Raw genomic sequence first — 18,257 nt, forward strand, 5'->3', positions numbered from 1 at the left:
ACATCCTGGGCTTCCGCTGCGCTCCAAACCAGCAGCAAATTCGGGCGTTATTCCCAAACCTGAATGTTCGCTTTGCGACCATCCTGGCTCCTCAAACTCTTAAAAAAGCGAACGTTCAGAGCTCGCAAGGCGGGCCGGAAACCCACCCGCCTGTGCTCATCTCGACGTGCTATTCTCCGATTATCCTTTAACCCAACATGGTTGGCTGGAATACCCCCGTTGTCATCGCTTCGGCAGCGAATCATCAATGTTGATGATTCTGCGGTCGTAGAAAAAATGACTGCTGGGCTGGTAGCTCTCCGGAAGGGGGTGGTCGTGAGTTTTCAGAACCAACAGTTGTGATACCAGCTTCCAGCCCATAGCGTTGGTGTTGTACAACACCTCGCCGCAATCGCTGCAAAACACCCGCGTCATACGTTTGGTGGGGTGCTGAAAGGTCTTCACCGATTCCGCCCCCCGGGTAATCTCCACCTGCTCTGCCTCCCACGCCAGAACGGAGTGGTAGGGCACCTGAAGCAGGTCCCGGCAGTCTTCGCAGTGGCAGTAACCGTGCACCTTCGGGATGCCAGTCATGGTGACTTCCACTGCGCCGCAATCGCAGTGGACGGCGTGTTGCTCTGTCATGGCGTTGTCCTCACGGTTTGTCTTCCAAAATAATCGCAATCACGGTGTCATCGCCAACGTTGGTCACCCGGTGGGTCCAGGCCTGATGCCACATTACGTGGCCGTCTGGCACCTTGGCCACCAGGGTGTCGCCGTTGAGCGGTTCAATGCTTAATTGGCCGCCCTGTTGGAAATATACGGTCTCATTGTGGTGCCGGTGCATTGAGTCTGATTCTCCGGGCTCCAGCACCATTTTTAGCACCAGAACCTGATTGTTTTCTTTCAGCACGGTGTAATAGTCCGGCGATGCGATATGGGCAGCTTGGTTAGGCTCTTCCTCTGCCGTGACCACACCGGTCACCGACACGAGCAGTGCTGAAAGCAGCAGTTTTGCGTGTGCTCTGAGTGACATTGTTGGCTTCTACCTTATCCCGGAATGTGGGCGTCGAGGTGTTGGGTAAAGCGCTGGAAGTCGTCTTCGACCTGCGGGTTTTTCATCACGTCGTAGCAGGCGAAGGTTTCCAGCGGTTCCATGGCAAAGAATCGGAAATTCATGTGCATGGGGAACAGCAGGTCGTCCACGCTTTTGCCCCGGAACAGGTATTCGTTCGGATCGTCGAAAGCTTCCTTTGGTGCGTTGAAGGTCAGCGAGATTAGATACTTTTTACCCGCCAGCGTGCCGCCTGTGCCGTAATTCGCCTTGGGCGCATCTTCTGTGCGGCCATCGCCGTTGCACAGGGCGCCACCCATGCCGGTGGTGTACACCTCGTCCACGTATTTCTTGAACGTCCAGGGCACGCCCATCCAGTTGACCGGGGTCTGCAAAATCACGATGTCTGCCCATTGGTGGTTTTCCAGTTCCTGGTCCACGTCCCAGCCTTTGTCCACCTCCACGATTCGAGTCTGATGACCCTTGGCGGTCAGCAGTTCGTCGGCCATCTGCACCAGGGTGCCGTTGAGTTTGCCCTCGGCAAAGGAGTAGTGGTGATGGGCATTAATGATGAGGATGTTGCTCATTGGGCCTCCGATCTGTTCAGTTGGTAGGTTACTTGTCCGTTGCAGGTATACTATGGTTGCCTGTATTCTGTTATCAACTAGTATACGTTTAGTAACCTGATTTTTATTGAAGGTGTAATCATGGGAAGCCATGTGGAAACAGACGCTCAAGGCCGAAAAACCGCGATCAATGTCTGCTTGGAACCCTGCGCCATTGAGCGCGGCATGCGCATCATTGGAGGCAAGTGGACGGGGTCGATCATCTTCCACCTGAAAGACGGCCCGGTGCGCTTCAATGATCTGGCTCGCATGCTCGGCGGCGCCAGCAAGAAAATGATTGATCAACGGCTGAAGGAGTTGGAGGCCCGAAAGATGGTGGTGCGGAAAGTGATCAACGACCGGCCAGTGGCGGTGACCTACGAGCTGACGGACTTTGGGCGCAGTGCATTGAAGATTTTGGATGAGTTGCGGGTGTGGTCAGACGAGCACAACATCAAGTAACTGACCTGAGAAAGTGCGATGAATTCTTGGATTGTGAATGCCCGCTTTGCGACCAGTGCTCCTATAATCCCCGTCCGGCCGAAGCACTGTCGACAAATCCTGTGAACTAGGCTTAGCCCAAAGACAAGTATTGGGAGCAGACTCGCGACCTCGGTCTCAGTTCAGGCCAATTAGAGGGCGCGACATTTCCCCGCGACCAGCCAGGGGCTGCGGTTGGAGCTGGCAGCCAGATGGCTGCCCGGGGAAGTGGCCACGAAGCGCAGGTTGGCCAGATTTAGCTGGAAGGTGGCTTGATTGTGAAGGTCGCTGACCACGTAGTCATCCCGAACCTGGTAGTTGGCAAACGCCACGGCGGGGCCGTCGCCTTCGCGCACAGTAATAAGCTGGGGCTTTTCCAGCAGGAAGACGAGGCGTTTGAGCCGGTTCTTCTCACGAAACCCGGTGCGATAACCCGCCGTGCTGGTCACGTGGTCACCCCGACAGACGTATTCGACCTCTTTTCCAAAAGCTTCTTCCGCAGTCACGGAGGCGGAGAACAGCGTCAGCAGGAGCCCGGCAACCAGATATTTGAGCATGGTTGTGTTACATGTAGTCAAAAGTTCTCCCGGAGGCCGTTGGACATTTTACGCGCGTAGGCGGGAAGTCAATCGTTCACTAAGAGCCAGTTAAACTCTCTTTTGCCGGACAAGGGGCACGCCGATTCGCGACTCCAGAATTGCCGCGAAGCTTCCCGTCGATCGGGCAACCTGAATGTCCGCTTTGCGACCTTCCGCATCCCAGGCAATACTTAAACAAAAGTGTTAGTTTCACTTGGTATCGGATATGAGTTTGGATTTTGAAAACCAGGTAGCGCTTGATCTCATGCAAGTACTACTAGGCTCAATTTCAGCCAATGTCAGAGGTGTCTCCTTCGAGTATGAAAAAGGACGAGTGCTTATTCACTATCTACTCGCGGAGGACAGTTTTGAAGATAGGGACGAGGCTATGGATATGCTGGCTGAGTTCGAAGCATTGCAGACTAAACCCTTCGACATTGAATGCAGAGTCGCCGTGTCTTCGGAAGTGTTGCCCAACGGAGTGGGTTCACTAAAGGGACGACCGATATATGCCCGCAAAGAAACTAAGGAGTAGTTGCAGTTTGTTCTGGACTTACCCCCGACACGCACGACATGGCCAGTCTTTAAAGGGGCCCAGGCGTCGGGTCTGAGTGTTCACTTTGCGACCGGCGCCTCCTCTTTTGCTCCGCAGAACCGCTTGCGGTTTAATGCGAATTCAAACTAGTAAATGTTATGCGTTTCGGGGGCTGAATGTCATTTCCAAAACATAGTGTTGTTGTGGCCACTGATATAAATCCCAGAGATGGTATTGGTGTCGAGATATACCAGGATGATGAGCTTGTGCTGGAGATCTTCCGAGACGATACGGAACGGACCAGAACGGTCACCGTATTCAAAGAGTCGGTATCCTTGGAATTAATGGAAGAGGCTATCCGCAGGTTCAAAGAAGAAGGTCTGTGGGATTTCATTGAATAAGGCGAGTAAACACAAAACAAGGCATTCCAGTATGTTCTGGACTTCCCCCGCAAAGCACTACAACTTGGAGCCGAAAACGGAGGCACTTTTTGTTGCCTTGATCGGCCAATCTGAATGTCCGCTTTGCGACCAGGTTGGCCAGCAGGAAACAGTCTTCTGAACCATACTTAAAGGCCCTTACCCTCCGAAGAGGGCCGTGTCATGACATTTGCTATCAGCAAAGCTCCCTGGAACAAGGGAAAGCTCGTTGGCCAGAAGCTACCGCTCAAACTCGAACAAATATGGGCAATCCGCATTCGATTAGAGATTGCAAAGAACATCCGCGAGCTGGCGATGTTCAACATGGCAATTGACTGCAAACTCCGATCCTGCGATCTGGTAAAGCTTTTGGTTCGAGATATTTCCAGAAACGGTGAGGTTCTGGATCGGGCGCAAGTCATTCAGCAGAAGACCAGTCAGCCTGTTCAGTTTGAGATAACCAAAAAGACGCGCGAATCGGTCGAAGCATGGATCGAGTTGCGCGGACTCTCGGGTATGGATTATTTGTGGCCGAGCCGGATGCGAAAGTTTGACCATATCACTACTCATCAATACGCCCGTCTTGTCAAAAAGTGGATTACCAGCATTGGACTTGATCCTTCGGTCTATGCAACCCATTCAATGAGACGCAGCAAAGCAACATTGATCTACAAGAAGACCAAGAATCTTCGAGCTGTACAGTTGCTATTGGGACACACAAATATGTCGAGCACCGTGCGGTACCTTGGCGTCGAAGTCGAGGATGCTCTGGAGATAGCTGAGAGTATCGAGATCTAAATGCGTAACTAGGCTCCTTAGTTCCTGGATGCCGCAGACGCTGACAGCCCCGGTCGATGATCACCCTCGGGTTTCGAACAGGCTCCTCCAGTCGCATAACAAAAGCGAACATTTGTTATGCGACTGGGCTGAGCTAAAAAAAGAACTGGATTTACACCAATCAACTATAAAATCCTGGCCTTTTTACTCATGCGCAGTTTATAGTTCAGCGAAGTTGTCAGCGCTAATTGAATAAATAAAAATTATATTTTAACTATTCAATCCCGTGATTTAGTTCATATTTGTGATTTGGAGCAACGTTCCTGAACCAGGAAATATAGGGCTTCTCCATATTATACTTAATTCTATCCGAATATCCGCAAGTACCGTTCCAGTGAACTATCAAACCATCTTTCTTCTGTGTACCGTCCAATTAATGATTTATAATGAAGCTCATTATCTGAAGGCGTACGGCCAGACAACTCCGACAACGCGTGATAGGTGGCAACAATTGACGACTCAAAAGGTGAATGGCCATTTAGGAGTAGCTTGATATTGAAGCTAGAGTACATCTCTTCCGTGAGTGTATTTTTTCTACCGTAGGTAATTAGCATCTTTGGCTTGCTGCTGGCTGTTGAGATCAACTCCAACTGCTCAGGATCATTCACGCCAGCTAAACATATACCATCTACACCAATCTCAGAATACTGAAAGACTCTTTCTGCCACCGCCTCAATGTCTTCACCAGAAACGATCTGAGTTCTCGCGATTATTCCGAAACTATCAGAACGTCTTGCATCGAGCGCAGCGGACAGTTTATCAATTTGCTCCTGCTGAGAGATTAGTTGGGTCTTTGGTTGTTTGTACGCGATCGGTAAATTCGTATCCTCGATTGTGACAGCAGTTGCTCCCGCCATTTCCAGCTCCACGACGGTACGCATCGTATTGAGGGCGTTTCCATAGCCCGCATCTCCGTCCACTATGATTTTCAAGTTCGACGACTGGCTCGTGCGTTTTACCAGGTCGCAGAGCTCTGTGGAGGTGAGCAACATAAGGTCAGGTGTTCCCAGCATGCTCAAAGAAGCTACGGATCCCCCTACCATTCCATATTTGAAGCCGAGGTCAACCGCCATCCGGGCAGCGATTGGGCAATGGACTGAAGCTAAGATTTCGTAGCTCTGTGTTTCATTAAGAAGATTGGAAAATGCTGTCATTGAATACCTTCTAAGGAATAGTGACCCTACCAACCTTTTGAGTGGAAGCACATGTGGCTGATCTGTGCCGGAAATGTCTATTAAAACAGACATTCCGGCACAGATTAGCTCAACTAGACGGTTAGGGGTGCTGTTAGTCAGGCACGAGCGACCATAGATTCTCGGTTAACAATCTTCTGAAGTATGAACACTGCACCTGCAACTCCAAGGCCCACCAAATCTGTAATCAATCCACCCGAAATCATTAGGAAAGCTGCGGCTGCCAAAGTCAGGCGAACAATGAAACTTGCGCAATTTCCTACAAACCACCCCTGAACAGCGCATGCGAGCAAGAAAATACCGAATACAGCGGTGAAGCCTGAACGAAGTACATGTAACCATTCACCTTCCATTAGCAGTGTCGAGTTGTAGAAAAACATGAACGGTACAACAAAGGCCGCGATGCCAATCTTAAATGATGCCAGGGACGTTTTTAGAGGGTTGGCTCCCGAAATCCCGGCAGCAGCGAAAGATGCCAGAGCCACCGGGGGTGTTATGGCTGATACGACCGCAAAATAGAAAACGAAGAAGTGCGCAGTCAGCAATGGAATGCCTAAATCGACCAATCCCGGGGCTACAACTGATGCGGCGACGGCGTAAGCTGCTGTAGTTGGCATCCCCATACCCAAAAGAATCGCGATACACATGGCAAAGAAAAGTGCCAGCAATTGTGACGTGTCAGCCAAGCTCAGGAGTAGATTGGAGAAACGAGCGCCGACCCCTGTGAGCGAAATCACGCCAACTATAATGCCTGCGCATGCACAGACAGCAATAATTTGAATCGACATGTGCCCCGCGATTTCAAACGCACCATAGACTCTTCTCAAATTCATTTTGTAAGGAGTAAACCAACTAACGACAGCTGCCGATATTGTAGCCAGGGTGCCCGCACGGATAACCGAATATCCCATAAAAAGCGCCACAATCAAGATCAAGATTGGAACAAACAGGTACACTTGGCGCACCATATTGGAAACGCGGGGTAACTCTTCTTTTCGCATTCCCTTCATGCCTAATTTGGCTGCTTCAAAGTCAACCATGAAGAAAATCGACACAAAGTAGAGAATGGCCGGAATGATCGCTGCGATGGCAATATCCGAATACGGAATTCCCGTCACTTCAGCCATAATGAATGCTCCGGCACCCATAATTGGCGGCATAATTTGACCACCAGTCGATGCAGCTGCTTCGATCGCACCTGCTGTATTCTTCTCGTACCCGACCTTTTTCATCAACGGAATCGTTAATGAGCCGGTCGCAACAACATTGCCGGCAGACGTACCATTGATCATGCCCATGAGGCCCGATGCAAAAATGGCGACCTTCGCTGGCCCCCCTCGGGCTTTACCTGCTATTGCGAAGGCAAAGTTCACGAAATAATCGCCAACTTTGGATGCTTGCAAGAATGCCGCAAAAATTATGAATAGAATGATGTAGGTTGAAGATACAGCAGTGGTTGGGCCCAGTACGCCAGCGTCAGTGTATACCTGGCTGAAAAAGCGCTCCCAAGTAATAGCGGGTGAGTTAAGGAAGCTGGGTAGAAACTCACCGATAAACACGTAAACCAAGAACACGGTGGCGATCACAACCAAGGCCATACCTGCCACGCGTCGAGTGAGTTCCATGATCAGGGCGGTTCCAGCAACGGCCGCCATAGAGATACCAACTGGAGCAAAGGCTGTTCCAGTTGAATTTCTCATCTGTGTTCCATAAATCGTAATTAAATAGACTGCAACGGCAAGTGTAGATACTACGAGGACAAAATCGTGTGGAGCGAACCTGCCACGGCTTTGTTTATCAAACCATGAGAGTATGATAGAGCCCCCTGTTGCTACCCATAATGGGGCGCCATAAAGCCATATCTCATTGAATCTGATGTCTTTGTTTATCCCATTCCAGTTAGATCCAGAAGCGATCTCCCATGCAAAATAAAAAGCCATGCCGAGTGAGAATAGCCCGCAAATCAGCAATGGATAGGCTACGACCCGAATTGCTCTCGAACCGGGCTTCTGACCATCAGGGAATCCTGTAGCCGAGAACATTAAGAAGCCAAGTATCAATGCGCCTGCGACGTGTGCAATACGGAAGTTCCAGGTTTCAATGGGGAAGTCGGGTAGAAAGGGAATGTCGACCAAGCCGCCCGTCATTACCTTAATGCCTACGCCGTTTAAGGCGAGCATATGAAATGCTGCATACACCACCGCAATGAGCGTTACGATTTGATAGGAGCGCCCTTTAAAGAGTCGTAGGTTTGACTCCACTGGTTCATCATCCACCCCTTGGGCGATAAGGTGGTCTGGCTTTTTAGCCAAATTCTTGTCGTTATTCATGACTAGACCTTCGCTTGGTATAGCGCCACATTAGTGTGAAAAACGCGTGGCACCCAAAAAAGCCAGGAGGCCACGCAAAAACCTGATTAGTTATGAATTAATTTCGGAGGAATATTGCCCCCATTTTCGTTAAACCAGCGCGCAGCTCCGGGATGCCATGGCAGGAAGGTATTCTTATCCCAGTGCTTTGCCAGTGTGGTGCGCGCTCCTTTGTGAGCTTGAACCATGCGCTCATTGTCACCCATCACTGCTTTTACGGCTTCGTATACAAACGACTCTGGAAGGTCGCAATTTGCGATTGCAAAGTTCCACATGGCGACAGAGCGGGCTGGAGTTTCAAGGCTGTTGTATACGCTGGCTGGGATTTCGTAGTCACTGACAGGAAGGGCGTTAATGATTTTCGCTTGTTCGTCTTCAGTAAATTCAATAATGTTAATGTCAGTTTGTACCTCGAGCTGACTGACCGCTGGAACTGGCACACCAGCTGCAAATGCCACCACGTCAAGCAGCCCATCCTGAAGTTGCCCGCCAAGATCTGACCATCCACCATTTCGGCGCTCAAATTTCAGGCCCAGGGTTTCCAACATAAGTGGGAAATAGGTATCAGAGGTAGATCCCGCCGGACCAAACCCAATGACGGCGCCATCGGGAATGTCTGCGATGGATGTAATGCCAGATGACATCAGTGCTGTGATAGAGAACGGCGTCTGGTACATGGGAAACATTGCACAGGCATTGTCCAGCGGTATTCCTGGCGCTATGGCATTATTTCCCTCCAGCGATTCTCTTGCAGGGCCCATGGTTGTCATGCCGAAATGGTTATCGCCTGTATGAACCAAGGCCATGTTTTGCATGGGGCCTCCGGTTACTTCCGCACCACCCGTTACTCCTGTTTGCTCAGATACGATGTTTGCCCAAGCGGTGCCGTACCCAAAATATGCGCCGCCTTGTGACCCAGTGCCTACGGTAAAGCTCTCCGGCCACGCAGACTTGTCTTCCGCAAACAGGGAAGGTGATGCGGCTACCAGAGCCACAGAAAAAACAAGGGTTTTAATTGTTTTCATGACAATCTCCAATATTTATTTGTTTTTAGATTTTTCTGCGTTAGAAATTAACCTTGATATCTAGGTCGATTAACGAGGTAGCTTATTTTATGAACTTAACCTGCTCGCTAATTCGTTCTAATACCGAGGACTTTCGCTCGTTGTAGGTTTTTTTATTTGTTTCGAATAGGTTGTTGCCGTGGGTATCAATGGAAATAATCAGAGGGCCGAAGCCTTTTACACGGTTTATCCAGAGTGTCTCTGGCATACCTAGGTCCTTCCACTCAGCACCTTCTATCGCTTCTACTTTCGTTGCGGCGACAACTGCACAGCCGCCTGGAAAAACCGCGTGAACAGCCTTGTTTTCTGCGCATCCAGCGGCTGTTTCCGGACCCATCCCCCCCTTACCGATAATTAGCCTGACGCCAGTCTTTTTAATGAATTCGCGCTCAAACTTTTCCATTCGCATACTGGTAGTCGGTCCAATCGAGACCATTTCGTAGCTACCGTCATCTTTTTCTCGAACGATTGGGCCTGCATGGAAAATTGCGCCACCGACAAGATCAACCGGGAGTTCCTGCCCATATTCAATTAGACGCCGATGGGCCACATCCCTACAGGTGATGAGTGTTCCATCAAGGTAAACAATGTCGCCCGCCTTTAGCTCTTCTAGGTCTTCGATGGAAATAGGGGTTTTTAATACTTTTTTCATAGCTTGACGTCCTGATGAGAGATGATTTCGTAGGAAAGGTCTGCGTTGATCTTGATTTGGCCGCGGCGGTGAGCCCAGCAACCGGTTGAAACGGCAACGCCAATTGTTGAGGGGTGACGAGCAGACCACTCAATGTTCACTCCCATCACGGTGTTGTCGCCGGTTAGACCTTGCGGACCAATGCCCAAATCATTGATGCCCTCCGCTAGAAGCTCCTCAAGGAGCGCTGCCTGCTCATTTGTATTGCGAGCGGTAACTGGTTTGAGAATCGCTTTTTTGGACAGCCGAGCAGCCGTTTCAGCGGATGTAGACACACCAACGCCAACTAGGAGAGGGGGGCAAGCGTTCAAGCCTCGGGAGGTCATTACATCAAGAACGAACTCGGCAACGCCTTCGTAACCTTGACCGGGCATCAATACCGTCGATGCTCCGGGTAGCGTGCATCCGCCGCCGGCCATGTAAACATCAATAATCACATGGTCTTTTCCCGGAAGAATTTCCCAATCGAGCCACGGAATTTTCGAACCTGTATTTGTGCCTGTGTTTTTCTCAACAAATGCCTCGACCGCGTTATGGCGAAGGGGACCAATTTTAGTTGCACCTATGGTTGCACCTTCAAGAATGGATTCGAGCTCACCAAGCAAGGGGAATGACGATCCGGCCTGGATGAAGTACTGAATCACACCAGTGTCCTGGCAGCTTGGCCGATCAAGCTTGTCTGCGGCATCTTGGTTTTCGGCCATCACGTCGAAAATCTCAATTGCCATGGGATTGGTTTCTTTGGCACGCAACTCAGCCTGTTTATCTTTCACGTCGGTTGGCAGACGTTTTCCGATATAGGCCGTGAATTTCGCAAGAATGTCGGTTAAAGACTGAACTTCAGCTTCTTTCTCCACGCTTCTATCCTCTTCTTACATTTTTCCGATTTCGCCTTATGGAGTAACCGGATGGGTTGTAGGGTGATCATAGAATGTGGAAACTGGCTTAAGGTTCACAAAAAGTAAAAACACTTATTCCTAAAGGTTAATGATGACGGCTGACGATTCGATGCGGTTTTTTGTAAGCCTTGCACAGAAACGCTCCATCTCCGGGGCGGCCCAGGAGATGGATCTATCTCCTCCAGCAGCTACCAAACGCTTGGCTCAGATAGAAGATCAGATGGGAGTGAAGCTGGTTAATCGGACAACCAGGCGCATTTCATTGACGCCAGAAGGTGAGATTTATCTTGAATATGCCCAAAGCATCCTTTCCAAGATAGAGGAAATGCAGGATGTCATACGAAACCAGTCAGGAGCACCGGCCGGCCAGTTGAATATTCATGCACCGCTTGGTTTTGGTAGAAAATACATCGCCCCACTTGTATCTGAGTTTGTCACCACATATCCGAATCTAGCAGTTCGACTGACTTTGAGTGACAAGCATGTATCACCACCTGACGACGCAACTGATATAGCAATTCGCTTCGGCGACGTTCCAGACTCGCGGTTAATTGCTCGGAAGATCGCTCCCAATAGACGCTTTATCAGTGCAAGTCCAAGATATCTCGATAGAGTTGGGCGTCCAGTCGTGCCTCAGGATCTGAGTAACCACCAAGCGATTGCACTTCGTCAAAATGATGAAACGGCCAGCCTCTGGCGGCTAACGAAAGATGATCAAACTCAAGCGATTCGAGTGCCGGTGAAGTTAAGCACAAATGACGGGCATGTCGCTCTTCAATGGGCAATTGAGGGACATGGCTTGTTGATGCGAGCCCAGTGGGACCTTGCTAAGCATTTGAGAAGCGGTGAGCTGGAATTGGTGCTTCCAGAGTATGAAACGCCTGCTGCCGACATTTACGCTGTCTACCTACAGAAAGCACGGCTTGCAACACGAATCTCATTGTTTCTTGATTATCTTGAGGAGTCTTTTCTCACTAAAACATCGACGAGTGAGTATTGGTGAACGCCAGCGCTCGATTCGAAAAGCTCATGAATTGGACGCACACAGGGTTCACCCGGTTTCCATGGAATTCCTAAAAACGGTGGAGGGTCTGCCCCGCACCTCCTGACTTTCCAAACCCCAAACAGAGGTCATCCCATTACGTTACGCGAATGTCCGCTTTGCGACCGTAGCTTCAGCGGTTTTACCTCAGGAAATCAACCTTTGGCACGCAGGACTCAGGTTTGGTGTGCCCTGCTACATAGCGGCGCCGAGATTTTCCTGTTTTAAATGGACTGAAATTTGGAGGGGGGATAGGTTGCACGGGCTCAAGACTGGATTACCGGCCGCCTACGCTGATAACGCGTTAATTGTATTACCCGTAGATGTTTGAGAGGTTCAGAGTTTCATTAACTAAGAAGGGGCCCAAATCTGCGGGCCCCTTCCGGACTTTTGACAGTCTAGTACTTGGACTTAACTAATCTTCATTGAACTCGACTTACCTCAAGCTGTATTACTGATTCTGTATTTTCGTCGACACCCTGGGGGCTCAAGTATTCAGCCTTACAGTCCCAATCCCTGAATAGAATTAGCTGATCATCATAATGCGGGCCTTTGGTGCCATCTTGTGCAACGAAACCACTCTGACCAGGAGGTGCAACTGTACACATCTCGGTATTGCTCGAGTCATCGAATATTACCTGATGATTCTGGGTACCACGATTCATGTATGTTGGGAGCTCCAACTGTTCTGACTGGTTAGCTTGCGGCACACCCAGGAAGTTTCGAGTACTGAAACGATGTACGGCCGCCGGTGTGAGCCACGTGGCTCTATCGGTGCCAAATTCTTGTTCCAGCTGAGATATTGCCTCTGCAAGCGACTCTCTCACGATCGTGAGTTTTTCATCATAAGTTGCCCCGTTAAAGAAATCGAAAGTTTGTACAACACCAGCATCTTCACCGAGTAAGGCGTTATATAGGTATTTACTACTTTGACCGGGGCGAACGCTCCCCCCGGCGGTCTCTACCGGATACCCTGGATTAGATGAATATGCAAATTGTGGAATGTCATCAGCTAGTACCGCGCCATAGGCGATTGTTAACCATTTTCTGAACAGCGTTGCTTCAGGCTCATTATAAAAGCCATCGAAATCTGGGTTGGTGTTCAGCATAGACCATCCAGAAAGTGCATCTGCTGCCATTCGCACCGGATCATCACTTGGTAACTCCTGCACTGACTCGACAATGTAAGGAATGAAGTAACGTGCGTTGGTATCTGAAAGCGCTGTTTGCCGGTTCAGATCCCAAACTTCGTCTGGCGTCAAAACAGGTTTCGCCTCAATGCGAGCAATGAACTCATTCACTCGATCTACGACAGACCAATTCGCGCCATCTCCGAGGCCTACTTCACCAGGAGTGGATTGGTTATTCCAGTTTACTATGTACCCTTGAGCAGGATTATAAGTCTTCGGTACCTCATCGAATGGGCGTATTCCTTGCCATTCCATAGAACCATCACCAACTGCGGGAAGTCGAATATCCTGACTTTCTGGCCTGATGGGAAGGTAGCCAGGTGAGACATAGCCAATATTGCCGTCGACGTCGGCGTAGTACCAGTTTATGGTTGTTGCCACATTCTCGGCTTCGGCGAGCCACTCATCCCAATTCTGAGCTTTCATGGAATGAATCCACCCCATGAGAGACTGAATTTCATACCCAGTCCAACTGCGTTTAAACGCATACGCAGTGTTGTTATCCGAATCGAAACTAGTAACTACACCATGAACGCTGTAATAAATATCCAACGTCTCTTCTTCAAATCCTCCATCAACCTTGACTTTAATAACCTCGGTGCGCTTTTCCATGTCGAGGTATTCACCATCAAAGTAATATTGATATTGGTTGGATGGGTTTAACTTCAACTGGTAGTAGTCATTGACGTCCAGTGGGCCAGCAGTTGCGCCCCATGTGATTTGGTTGTTCGTTCCAAACAGAATCACAGGAAGAGCAAAAGGAGTATTTCCAGTAACGTCATAGCCAGCGCCATGCAGTCCGATACTGTAAGTATATGCTGGATTAAACCAACCGAATTGTGGTCCATTATTGAAGATGGTCGAACCGTCTGCGGTTCGATTAGGGCCGACGATCCAAAGATTGCTGGCCACCGGTCTATCTTCGGGGGCGACAATTCCCTTGAATGCTGCTTCTTGGAGAGTGGAGGCCGTAAGAAGGCTCTCAGAGACCGGAGCCAGCGAGTCGTAAACTGCTTGGGTTTCCTCTATTCCGTTGGCGGTGGACAAGAGTTGATCGTTTTCTTCAGTTTCAGTGCTTCCGAAACTGTTAACTCCAGGTTGCCTCGGAACTGTGGTGGGAGCTAGAGAATCTTCAAGCCAACGAAGCTGGTTGAACATAGCAAGCCCATCTGAATTACCCAATTCGGCTTGTAAGTCTTTGAGAAGGGATAAATTTCTAATCTCGCTAGAGCTATTGGAGTAACGTCCTGCCATTGTCCCAACATAGAGCATAGCTACATCGAAAGCTGTCCAATTTTCTGGCGAAAAATCAAAGTCTGTAAACTGTTTAGGGAGTAGCTCTGAAGGGTTCGCATTGACCTCTTCGATTCGCTTGTTAAATCCGTCGGCGTAGCCCTTGAAGATGTCGAGATCTTCTTCTGAGAGCTCTTGCAGCTGACTCTTGATGGAAGCTGGGTCAAATCCTGAGCGTGAGGACCGATCTAGAGGCAAATAATCGCCACCCAAAACTTCCGATACTGTTCCAAGAACAGATCGCTTGATCATCTCCATTTGGAAAAGTCGGTCTTCAGCAAGCGCGTAGCCATAGCCGTAATACAGACCGTAGGTGCTGTCCGCATAAACATGCGGAACTCCATAATTATCTCGTTTGATCGTAACGCTGGAAGTTTCCGTCTGAACTTGTGATGGAGCCGACGGCGAGTCGCTGTCGTTACACCCCGTTAACACTAGAGCAACTGCTCCTGCTAAAAGCCATGAGCAACTGCGCTTTCCCAGATAAGCCATCATTTACCTGCCTTTTTATCTTTGTAGTGACATTGGAGCCTGTTGGGTAAAACAGGTAGGCAAGTATTAGCACCAAACTTGACGATACTCAATAACGCTCCCTGATATCATTTCTGTATCACAAAAAACCTATATAAATCCACCATTAAAGATTACTGTGAGTTTATTGTGATACTGTTTTTTGTGTTTTATAGAGTTATTTAGCAAGCGAATATATTGGAGTGAAATCTCAATAAACTCAATCGGTTGGGCAAAAAATACATGACCCGCCCTCTTTTGGTGCATTGAAAGTGATTCAGCTATACATAAAAAAAATATCAATATTCGAGAAACGTATAGTCAGGTCTGAAGTTAAAAATGGGTCGGATGCGACTGGCTGTCGACAAGGTTGTCACGATGGGGTCTTCTGCGCGGGTGGCAAGTGGCAGTAATGACTGACGGTGATCGTTGAACCGCAGTGTGTCGTGTCGTAGGTAGATCGAGCGCCAAGATTTTGGTCGTGTACATTCGAGCCAGGTGAGAGTTTTCAGTCTGATTTCGCGTGGGTTCTACCCCGTTTCGACGGACGGTTTTCAAATGATGGTGGACTTACCCCGGCAACGCCTAACCTCCCATAGCCTCAAGCAGAGGCCATTCCTTCTACATTGACCGCCTTACCGGAATGTCCGCTTTGCGACCAAGGCTACTTACGGACCTCAGCTAAACAAAAGCGGACACTAGGACGGACGGAGCTCCATCCCCTTCTCTGAGCAGAGTTCCCTCCCGGAGATCAGCGACGACTGCCGCAGAACTTCGTTAACTGGACGTTCCAGGGCTTACAAGCCCATGAAAGTTATGGAATAGTGCTGTGAGGTGGTATTGGGATAAGCGAACCGGCAGCTTGCGTGAAAGCGACAATCTGCCTATATTCCGATGCAGCGCGTTCAAGGGTGTGCTCGTAGGCCTCTGATTATTAATGATAAAATGGCGCATGATGCCTTTTCCCGCTTAGGGGTATACGCATGCGGGATATACGTCATTTGTCGTCGAATCAGCTGTTGGGCGTCCTTCGGTAGCTGTTGGATTGCCTTTCTATAAAGCGTTCATTGAATTAAAGGAGGGTGCGTGCACCCGAAGGTTGAAACGGATAATAGAGGGTGGGAAGTTTTTCTAACGGATTCTCTTTCTCCGCGAACTCACCGCCAAAAAATTCTTTTGCTGGTTATATCTTCATATACTCTTTTGGCTGCCGTTTTTGATGAGCAACCGCTGAGCTTACTTCATCTCGGTGGTGTCGGGCGAGAGCATGCCCTCGGGGCTGTCGCCATGCTTCTTATCTATCTTTCTGTCTCCTACATTTTTTACTTACGCCAGGATTTACTAAGCTGGTATTCAGTAAAAACGGCATTCATTGGGGAAAAGGCTCGTGATTGTCTATCTGAAATCCTTCAAGCTGAGCAGAGTATAATTTCTTCCTATGATGGGTTTTCGGAAAAGATCAGCGATTGGGAACGAAAGATGGAGGAAACCTACTTTCAGCTCACTATACAAATGGAAAATTGTGAACGCGCCATTTCAGACGAAAATCCAGACTGGAGAAAGATCGTCGAGTTTGTTGAGAAGCATCATGATAGAGCTAGATTAAAAGGGCTCGACTCTCTGTCGGAACAATGGGAAAAAAACTTTTCTATACAAAAAGAAATAATCGACGGTTCCCGAAGTCAGATTGATATCGCACTAAAAAAACTGAACGCTTTAGATAAAGAGACTCGCAATCAAAGGGCCACCAAGTGGATAGGGATTATCGGCTTCGAAATTATTGTCCCTTTTACTCTTGTGTATCTGGCTTTGACGAAAACGGCCCAGTTCATGCCCGGTTTGCTTGAAAAAGTGTTTTTCCGATAGAGATTTGTTTCCACGCCGCCCAACAAGTAGTTCCAGTTCGTTACGGGCCAAACGGCCCCCCCACCGGATGCCCTTTTCGCTACGCGACAAGGGCACCGCTGAACAAAAGAGTAACTGTCCAGCCCGAGTGTCCGCTTTGCGACCGCCGCAGCAGCTTTGAAGTCGCATCGCTATTCAGTTTTTTTCTTGACTACAAAGAGCACCACCGTTCTGCAAGGTATACTGGAACGCTTAGCAATATACTCACGGCCATTCTTCTCAATGACGTATTTCAGGCCGGTGACGTTGTAGGCCTTACCCTTGATTATGACTGACTCGGATAAGCGATCGAGGATGATTTGCCCACTGGTTTCAGTTTCCAGCTCCTCCAGTATGTTCATCAACGCTTGTTTCTCATAATTGCGAGCCTCGGCGATAATCTCTCGCCACGTCACAATGGCGAGTCCTCCTTTTATTCGCTCATCGTTAATCTCCGATAGTTTTTGCCGAGAGAAGAAGTAGCCCAAGCCAACCGCAGCAACACTGGTGGCGACCATCGCCCAGCCTGCTACTGTAAGGCCAAGAAAAGTTGCAGGAGCGAGACCCAAACTCTGGGCGACACCCGCTAACCCAACCGCTGATAACCCGCTTCCCAAAGCAGCTCCTACACTAGACAGTCCGCCCCCCATTGCAGCCAGAACACCTGCTGCTGACGTGATTCCTAGGCCAGAAAGTAACCCTGCATTACCTGCGATAAAAGCGCCGATCCATGTACTTGATAACGTACCCGCGACATACCCGCCTGCTGTCGTTGAGGCGATCCAAGCACCGGATGAGTGGAGAAGAGGTACAGCGATGAAAGGCAGCATTTCTAAAGTCCTTTTTACGAAATTTCCTTTCTAATTCTAGACCACAGAGTAGCCAAATATGGTGCTCTGAATCCCATCAATCTTTAAAGGCGAGGTACATTCCCGAATGTCCGCTTTGCGACCTATCCAAACGATGAATTGTTGGCTAGAGGGGCCGGATTAAGGACAGGCTCATTTTCGGGTCTCAATGGCAAGCCTGAAGTCTCTTACCGTGTGTCAGTGTGTGGTCAATCGGGTAACGTGGACCGCTTTTCTGGCGTCATTTCCCGTTCCCATTCAGCTTCATCGCCCGGCTCTGGCAAAAACCGGCCAAACTCGATCATCTGAGTGGCGGGAATGTCCTGCAGATAGATCCACACGTCCTCAACCGTTATACCCGTAATTCGGACTATATCTTCAATCATCTGGCCCATCAGGGCCTGCTTGACCTCTGTACTGCGGCCTTGTCTTACCAGGCCGTGGACATACACCTGGGGCGCCTTGCTGACGGTGCCACCTACAAAGTGCTCGCCCTCGTTGGTAGAAAGAAACGAAACCTGGGCAAAAAACCGGGGCGCGCCGGTTTGCGTGTGATGGGCCGTTGTTATGGCCGCCGCTATCTGTGATTTTTGTTGCGGCGACAGGGAAAGATTCGCGACCGTGACAGTATAAGTGGGCATGGGGACATCCTACCGAGAGTAACCTGCATGTGCCTGTGGTGACCCAGATTGAGAATCAGATGGTCTTGTTTCACTATAGCAACGCTTACCTGCATGGCCACGCACACGGGCCGGATGGGCGTCATTGAAGGATTAGAGGGGGGTTA

Annotated in this window: 18 protein-coding genes; 6 read left to right on the forward strand and 12 right to left on the reverse strand. The window is 49.4% G+C overall.

What is annotated here, in order from left to right:
- Nucleotides 1-222: 222 nt before the first annotated feature.
- The 3 genes from MD273_RS03165 to MD273_RS03175 are packed head-to-tail and all read right to left on the reverse strand — an operon-like array spanning nucleotide 223 to nucleotide 1,620.
- Nucleotides 223-624, reverse strand: a complete 402-nt coding sequence (locus tag MD273_RS03165) for a GFA family protein (protein WP_239036316.1) — start codon at nucleotides 622-624, stop codon at nucleotides 223-225.
- Between the two features lie 10 nt (nucleotides 625-634).
- A complete protein-coding gene (locus tag MD273_RS03170) occupies nucleotides 635-1,015 on the reverse strand; it encodes a cupin domain-containing protein (RefSeq protein WP_239036317.1) in 381 nt (126 codons plus the stop codon).
- 14 nt (nucleotides 1,016-1,029) lie between these two features.
- Entirely contained in the window at nucleotides 1,030-1,620 is a 591-nt protein-coding gene (locus tag MD273_RS03175; RefSeq protein ID WP_239036318.1) for an NAD(P)H-dependent oxidoreductase, read from the reverse strand.
- A gap of 120 nt (nucleotides 1,621-1,740) precedes the next feature.
- Here MD273_RS03175 and MD273_RS03180 point away from each other — a divergent pair, with 120 nt between their 5' ends.
- A complete protein-coding gene (locus MD273_RS03180; RefSeq protein WP_239036319.1) occupies nucleotides 1,741-2,100 on the forward strand; it encodes a winged helix-turn-helix transcriptional regulator in 360 nt (119 codons plus the stop codon).
- Nucleotides 2,101-2,270: 170 nt separating this feature from the next.
- Here MD273_RS03180 and MD273_RS03185 read toward each other — a convergent pair whose 3' ends face one another.
- Complete coding sequence (locus tag MD273_RS03185) at nucleotides 2,271-2,675, reverse strand: hypothetical protein (RefSeq protein ID WP_239036320.1); 405 nt, start codon at nucleotides 2,673-2,675, stop codon at nucleotides 2,271-2,273.
- A 253-nt stretch (nucleotides 2,676-2,928) separates the two neighbouring features.
- On the opposite strand from MD273_RS03185, the gene MD273_RS03190 reads away from it, so the two are divergent.
- From MD273_RS03190 to MD273_RS03200, 3 genes are all read left to right on the forward strand, one after another.
- Entirely contained in the window at nucleotides 2,929-3,231 is a 303-nt protein-coding gene (locus MD273_RS03190; RefSeq protein ID WP_239036321.1) for a MafI2 family immunity protein, read from the forward strand.
- A gap of 176 nt (nucleotides 3,232-3,407) precedes the next feature.
- Nucleotides 3,408-3,632, forward strand: a complete 225-nt coding sequence (locus tag MD273_RS03195) for a hypothetical protein (RefSeq protein WP_239036322.1) — start codon at nucleotides 3,408-3,410, stop codon at nucleotides 3,630-3,632.
- 201 nt (nucleotides 3,633-3,833) lie between these two features.
- A complete protein-coding gene (locus MD273_RS03200) occupies nucleotides 3,834-4,448 on the forward strand; it encodes a tyrosine-type recombinase/integrase (protein WP_239036323.1) in 615 nt (204 codons plus the stop codon).
- Nucleotides 4,449-4,792: 344 nt separating this feature from the next.
- Here the strand turns inward: MD273_RS03200 and MD273_RS03205 are convergent, their stop codons facing one another.
- From MD273_RS03205 to ttdA, 5 genes are all read right to left on the reverse strand, one after another.
- Nucleotides 4,793-5,641 carry an isocitrate lyase/PEP mutase family protein gene (locus tag MD273_RS03205; RefSeq protein ID WP_239036324.1) on the reverse strand — a complete coding sequence of 283 codons (849 nt, stop codon included), beginning with the start codon at nucleotides 5,639-5,641 and terminating at the stop codon, nucleotides 4,793-4,795.
- A 137-nt stretch (nucleotides 5,642-5,778) separates the two neighbouring features.
- A complete protein-coding gene (locus tag MD273_RS03210; protein WP_239036325.1) occupies nucleotides 5,779-8,010 on the reverse strand; it encodes a TRAP transporter permease in 2,232 nt (743 codons plus the stop codon).
- An 86-nt stretch (nucleotides 8,011-8,096) separates the two neighbouring features.
- Nucleotides 8,097-9,074, reverse strand: a complete 978-nt coding sequence (locus MD273_RS03215) for a TAXI family TRAP transporter solute-binding subunit (RefSeq protein ID WP_239036326.1) — start codon at nucleotides 9,072-9,074, stop codon at nucleotides 8,097-8,099.
- An 82-nt stretch (nucleotides 9,075-9,156) separates the two neighbouring features.
- On the reverse strand, nucleotides 9,157-9,765 hold the full coding sequence (gene ttdB, locus MD273_RS03220) for a L(+)-tartrate dehydratase subunit beta (RefSeq protein WP_239036327.1): 609 nt from the start codon (nucleotides 9,763-9,765) through the stop codon (nucleotides 9,157-9,159).
- Entirely contained in the window at nucleotides 9,762-10,661 is a 900-nt protein-coding gene (gene ttdA, locus MD273_RS03225) for a L(+)-tartrate dehydratase subunit alpha (protein ID WP_239036328.1), read from the reverse strand. Before ttdA ends, ttdB begins: the two co-directional genes overlap by 4 nt.
- 133 nt (nucleotides 10,662-10,794) lie before the next feature.
- Between ttdA and MD273_RS03230 the strand changes: the two genes are divergently transcribed.
- Nucleotides 10,795-11,706, forward strand: coding sequence for a LysR family transcriptional regulator (locus MD273_RS03230; RefSeq protein WP_239036329.1), 912 nt, complete (start codon nucleotides 10,795-10,797; stop codon nucleotides 11,704-11,706).
- Between the two features lie 461 nt (nucleotides 11,707-12,167).
- On the opposite strand, the gene MD273_RS03235 is transcribed toward MD273_RS03230, so the two are convergent.
- Nucleotides 12,168-14,723 carry a penicillin acylase family protein gene (locus MD273_RS03235; RefSeq protein ID WP_239036330.1) on the reverse strand — a complete coding sequence of 852 codons (2,556 nt, stop codon included), beginning with the start codon at nucleotides 14,721-14,723 and terminating at the stop codon, nucleotides 12,168-12,170.
- A 1,101-nt stretch (nucleotides 14,724-15,824) separates the two neighbouring features.
- Here MD273_RS03235 and MD273_RS03240 point away from each other — a divergent pair.
- Nucleotides 15,825-16,604: a hypothetical protein gene (locus tag MD273_RS03240; protein ID WP_239036331.1), complete on the forward strand. Its 780-nt coding sequence runs from the start codon at nucleotides 15,825-15,827 to the stop codon at nucleotides 16,602-16,604.
- A gap of 170 nt (nucleotides 16,605-16,774) precedes the next feature.
- Here the strand turns inward: MD273_RS03240 and MD273_RS03245 are convergent, their stop codons facing one another.
- Both MD273_RS03245 and MD273_RS03250 read right to left on the reverse strand, forming a co-directional pair.
- Entirely contained in the window at nucleotides 16,775-17,452 is a 678-nt protein-coding gene (locus MD273_RS03245; protein WP_239036332.1) for a hypothetical protein, read from the reverse strand.
- A gap of 227 nt (nucleotides 17,453-17,679) precedes the next feature.
- The gene (locus tag MD273_RS03250) at nucleotides 17,680-18,111 is read right to left on the reverse strand and encodes a tautomerase family protein (protein ID WP_239036333.1); all 432 of its coding nucleotides are present in this window, start codon (nucleotides 18,109-18,111) and stop codon (nucleotides 17,680-17,682) included.
- Between the last annotated feature and the right edge of the window lie 146 nt (nucleotides 18,112-18,257).

Source organism: Marinobacter sp. C7, assembly GCF_022343555.1.
Lineage (GTDB): Bacteria > Pseudomonadota > Gammaproteobacteria > Pseudomonadales > Oleiphilaceae > Marinobacter.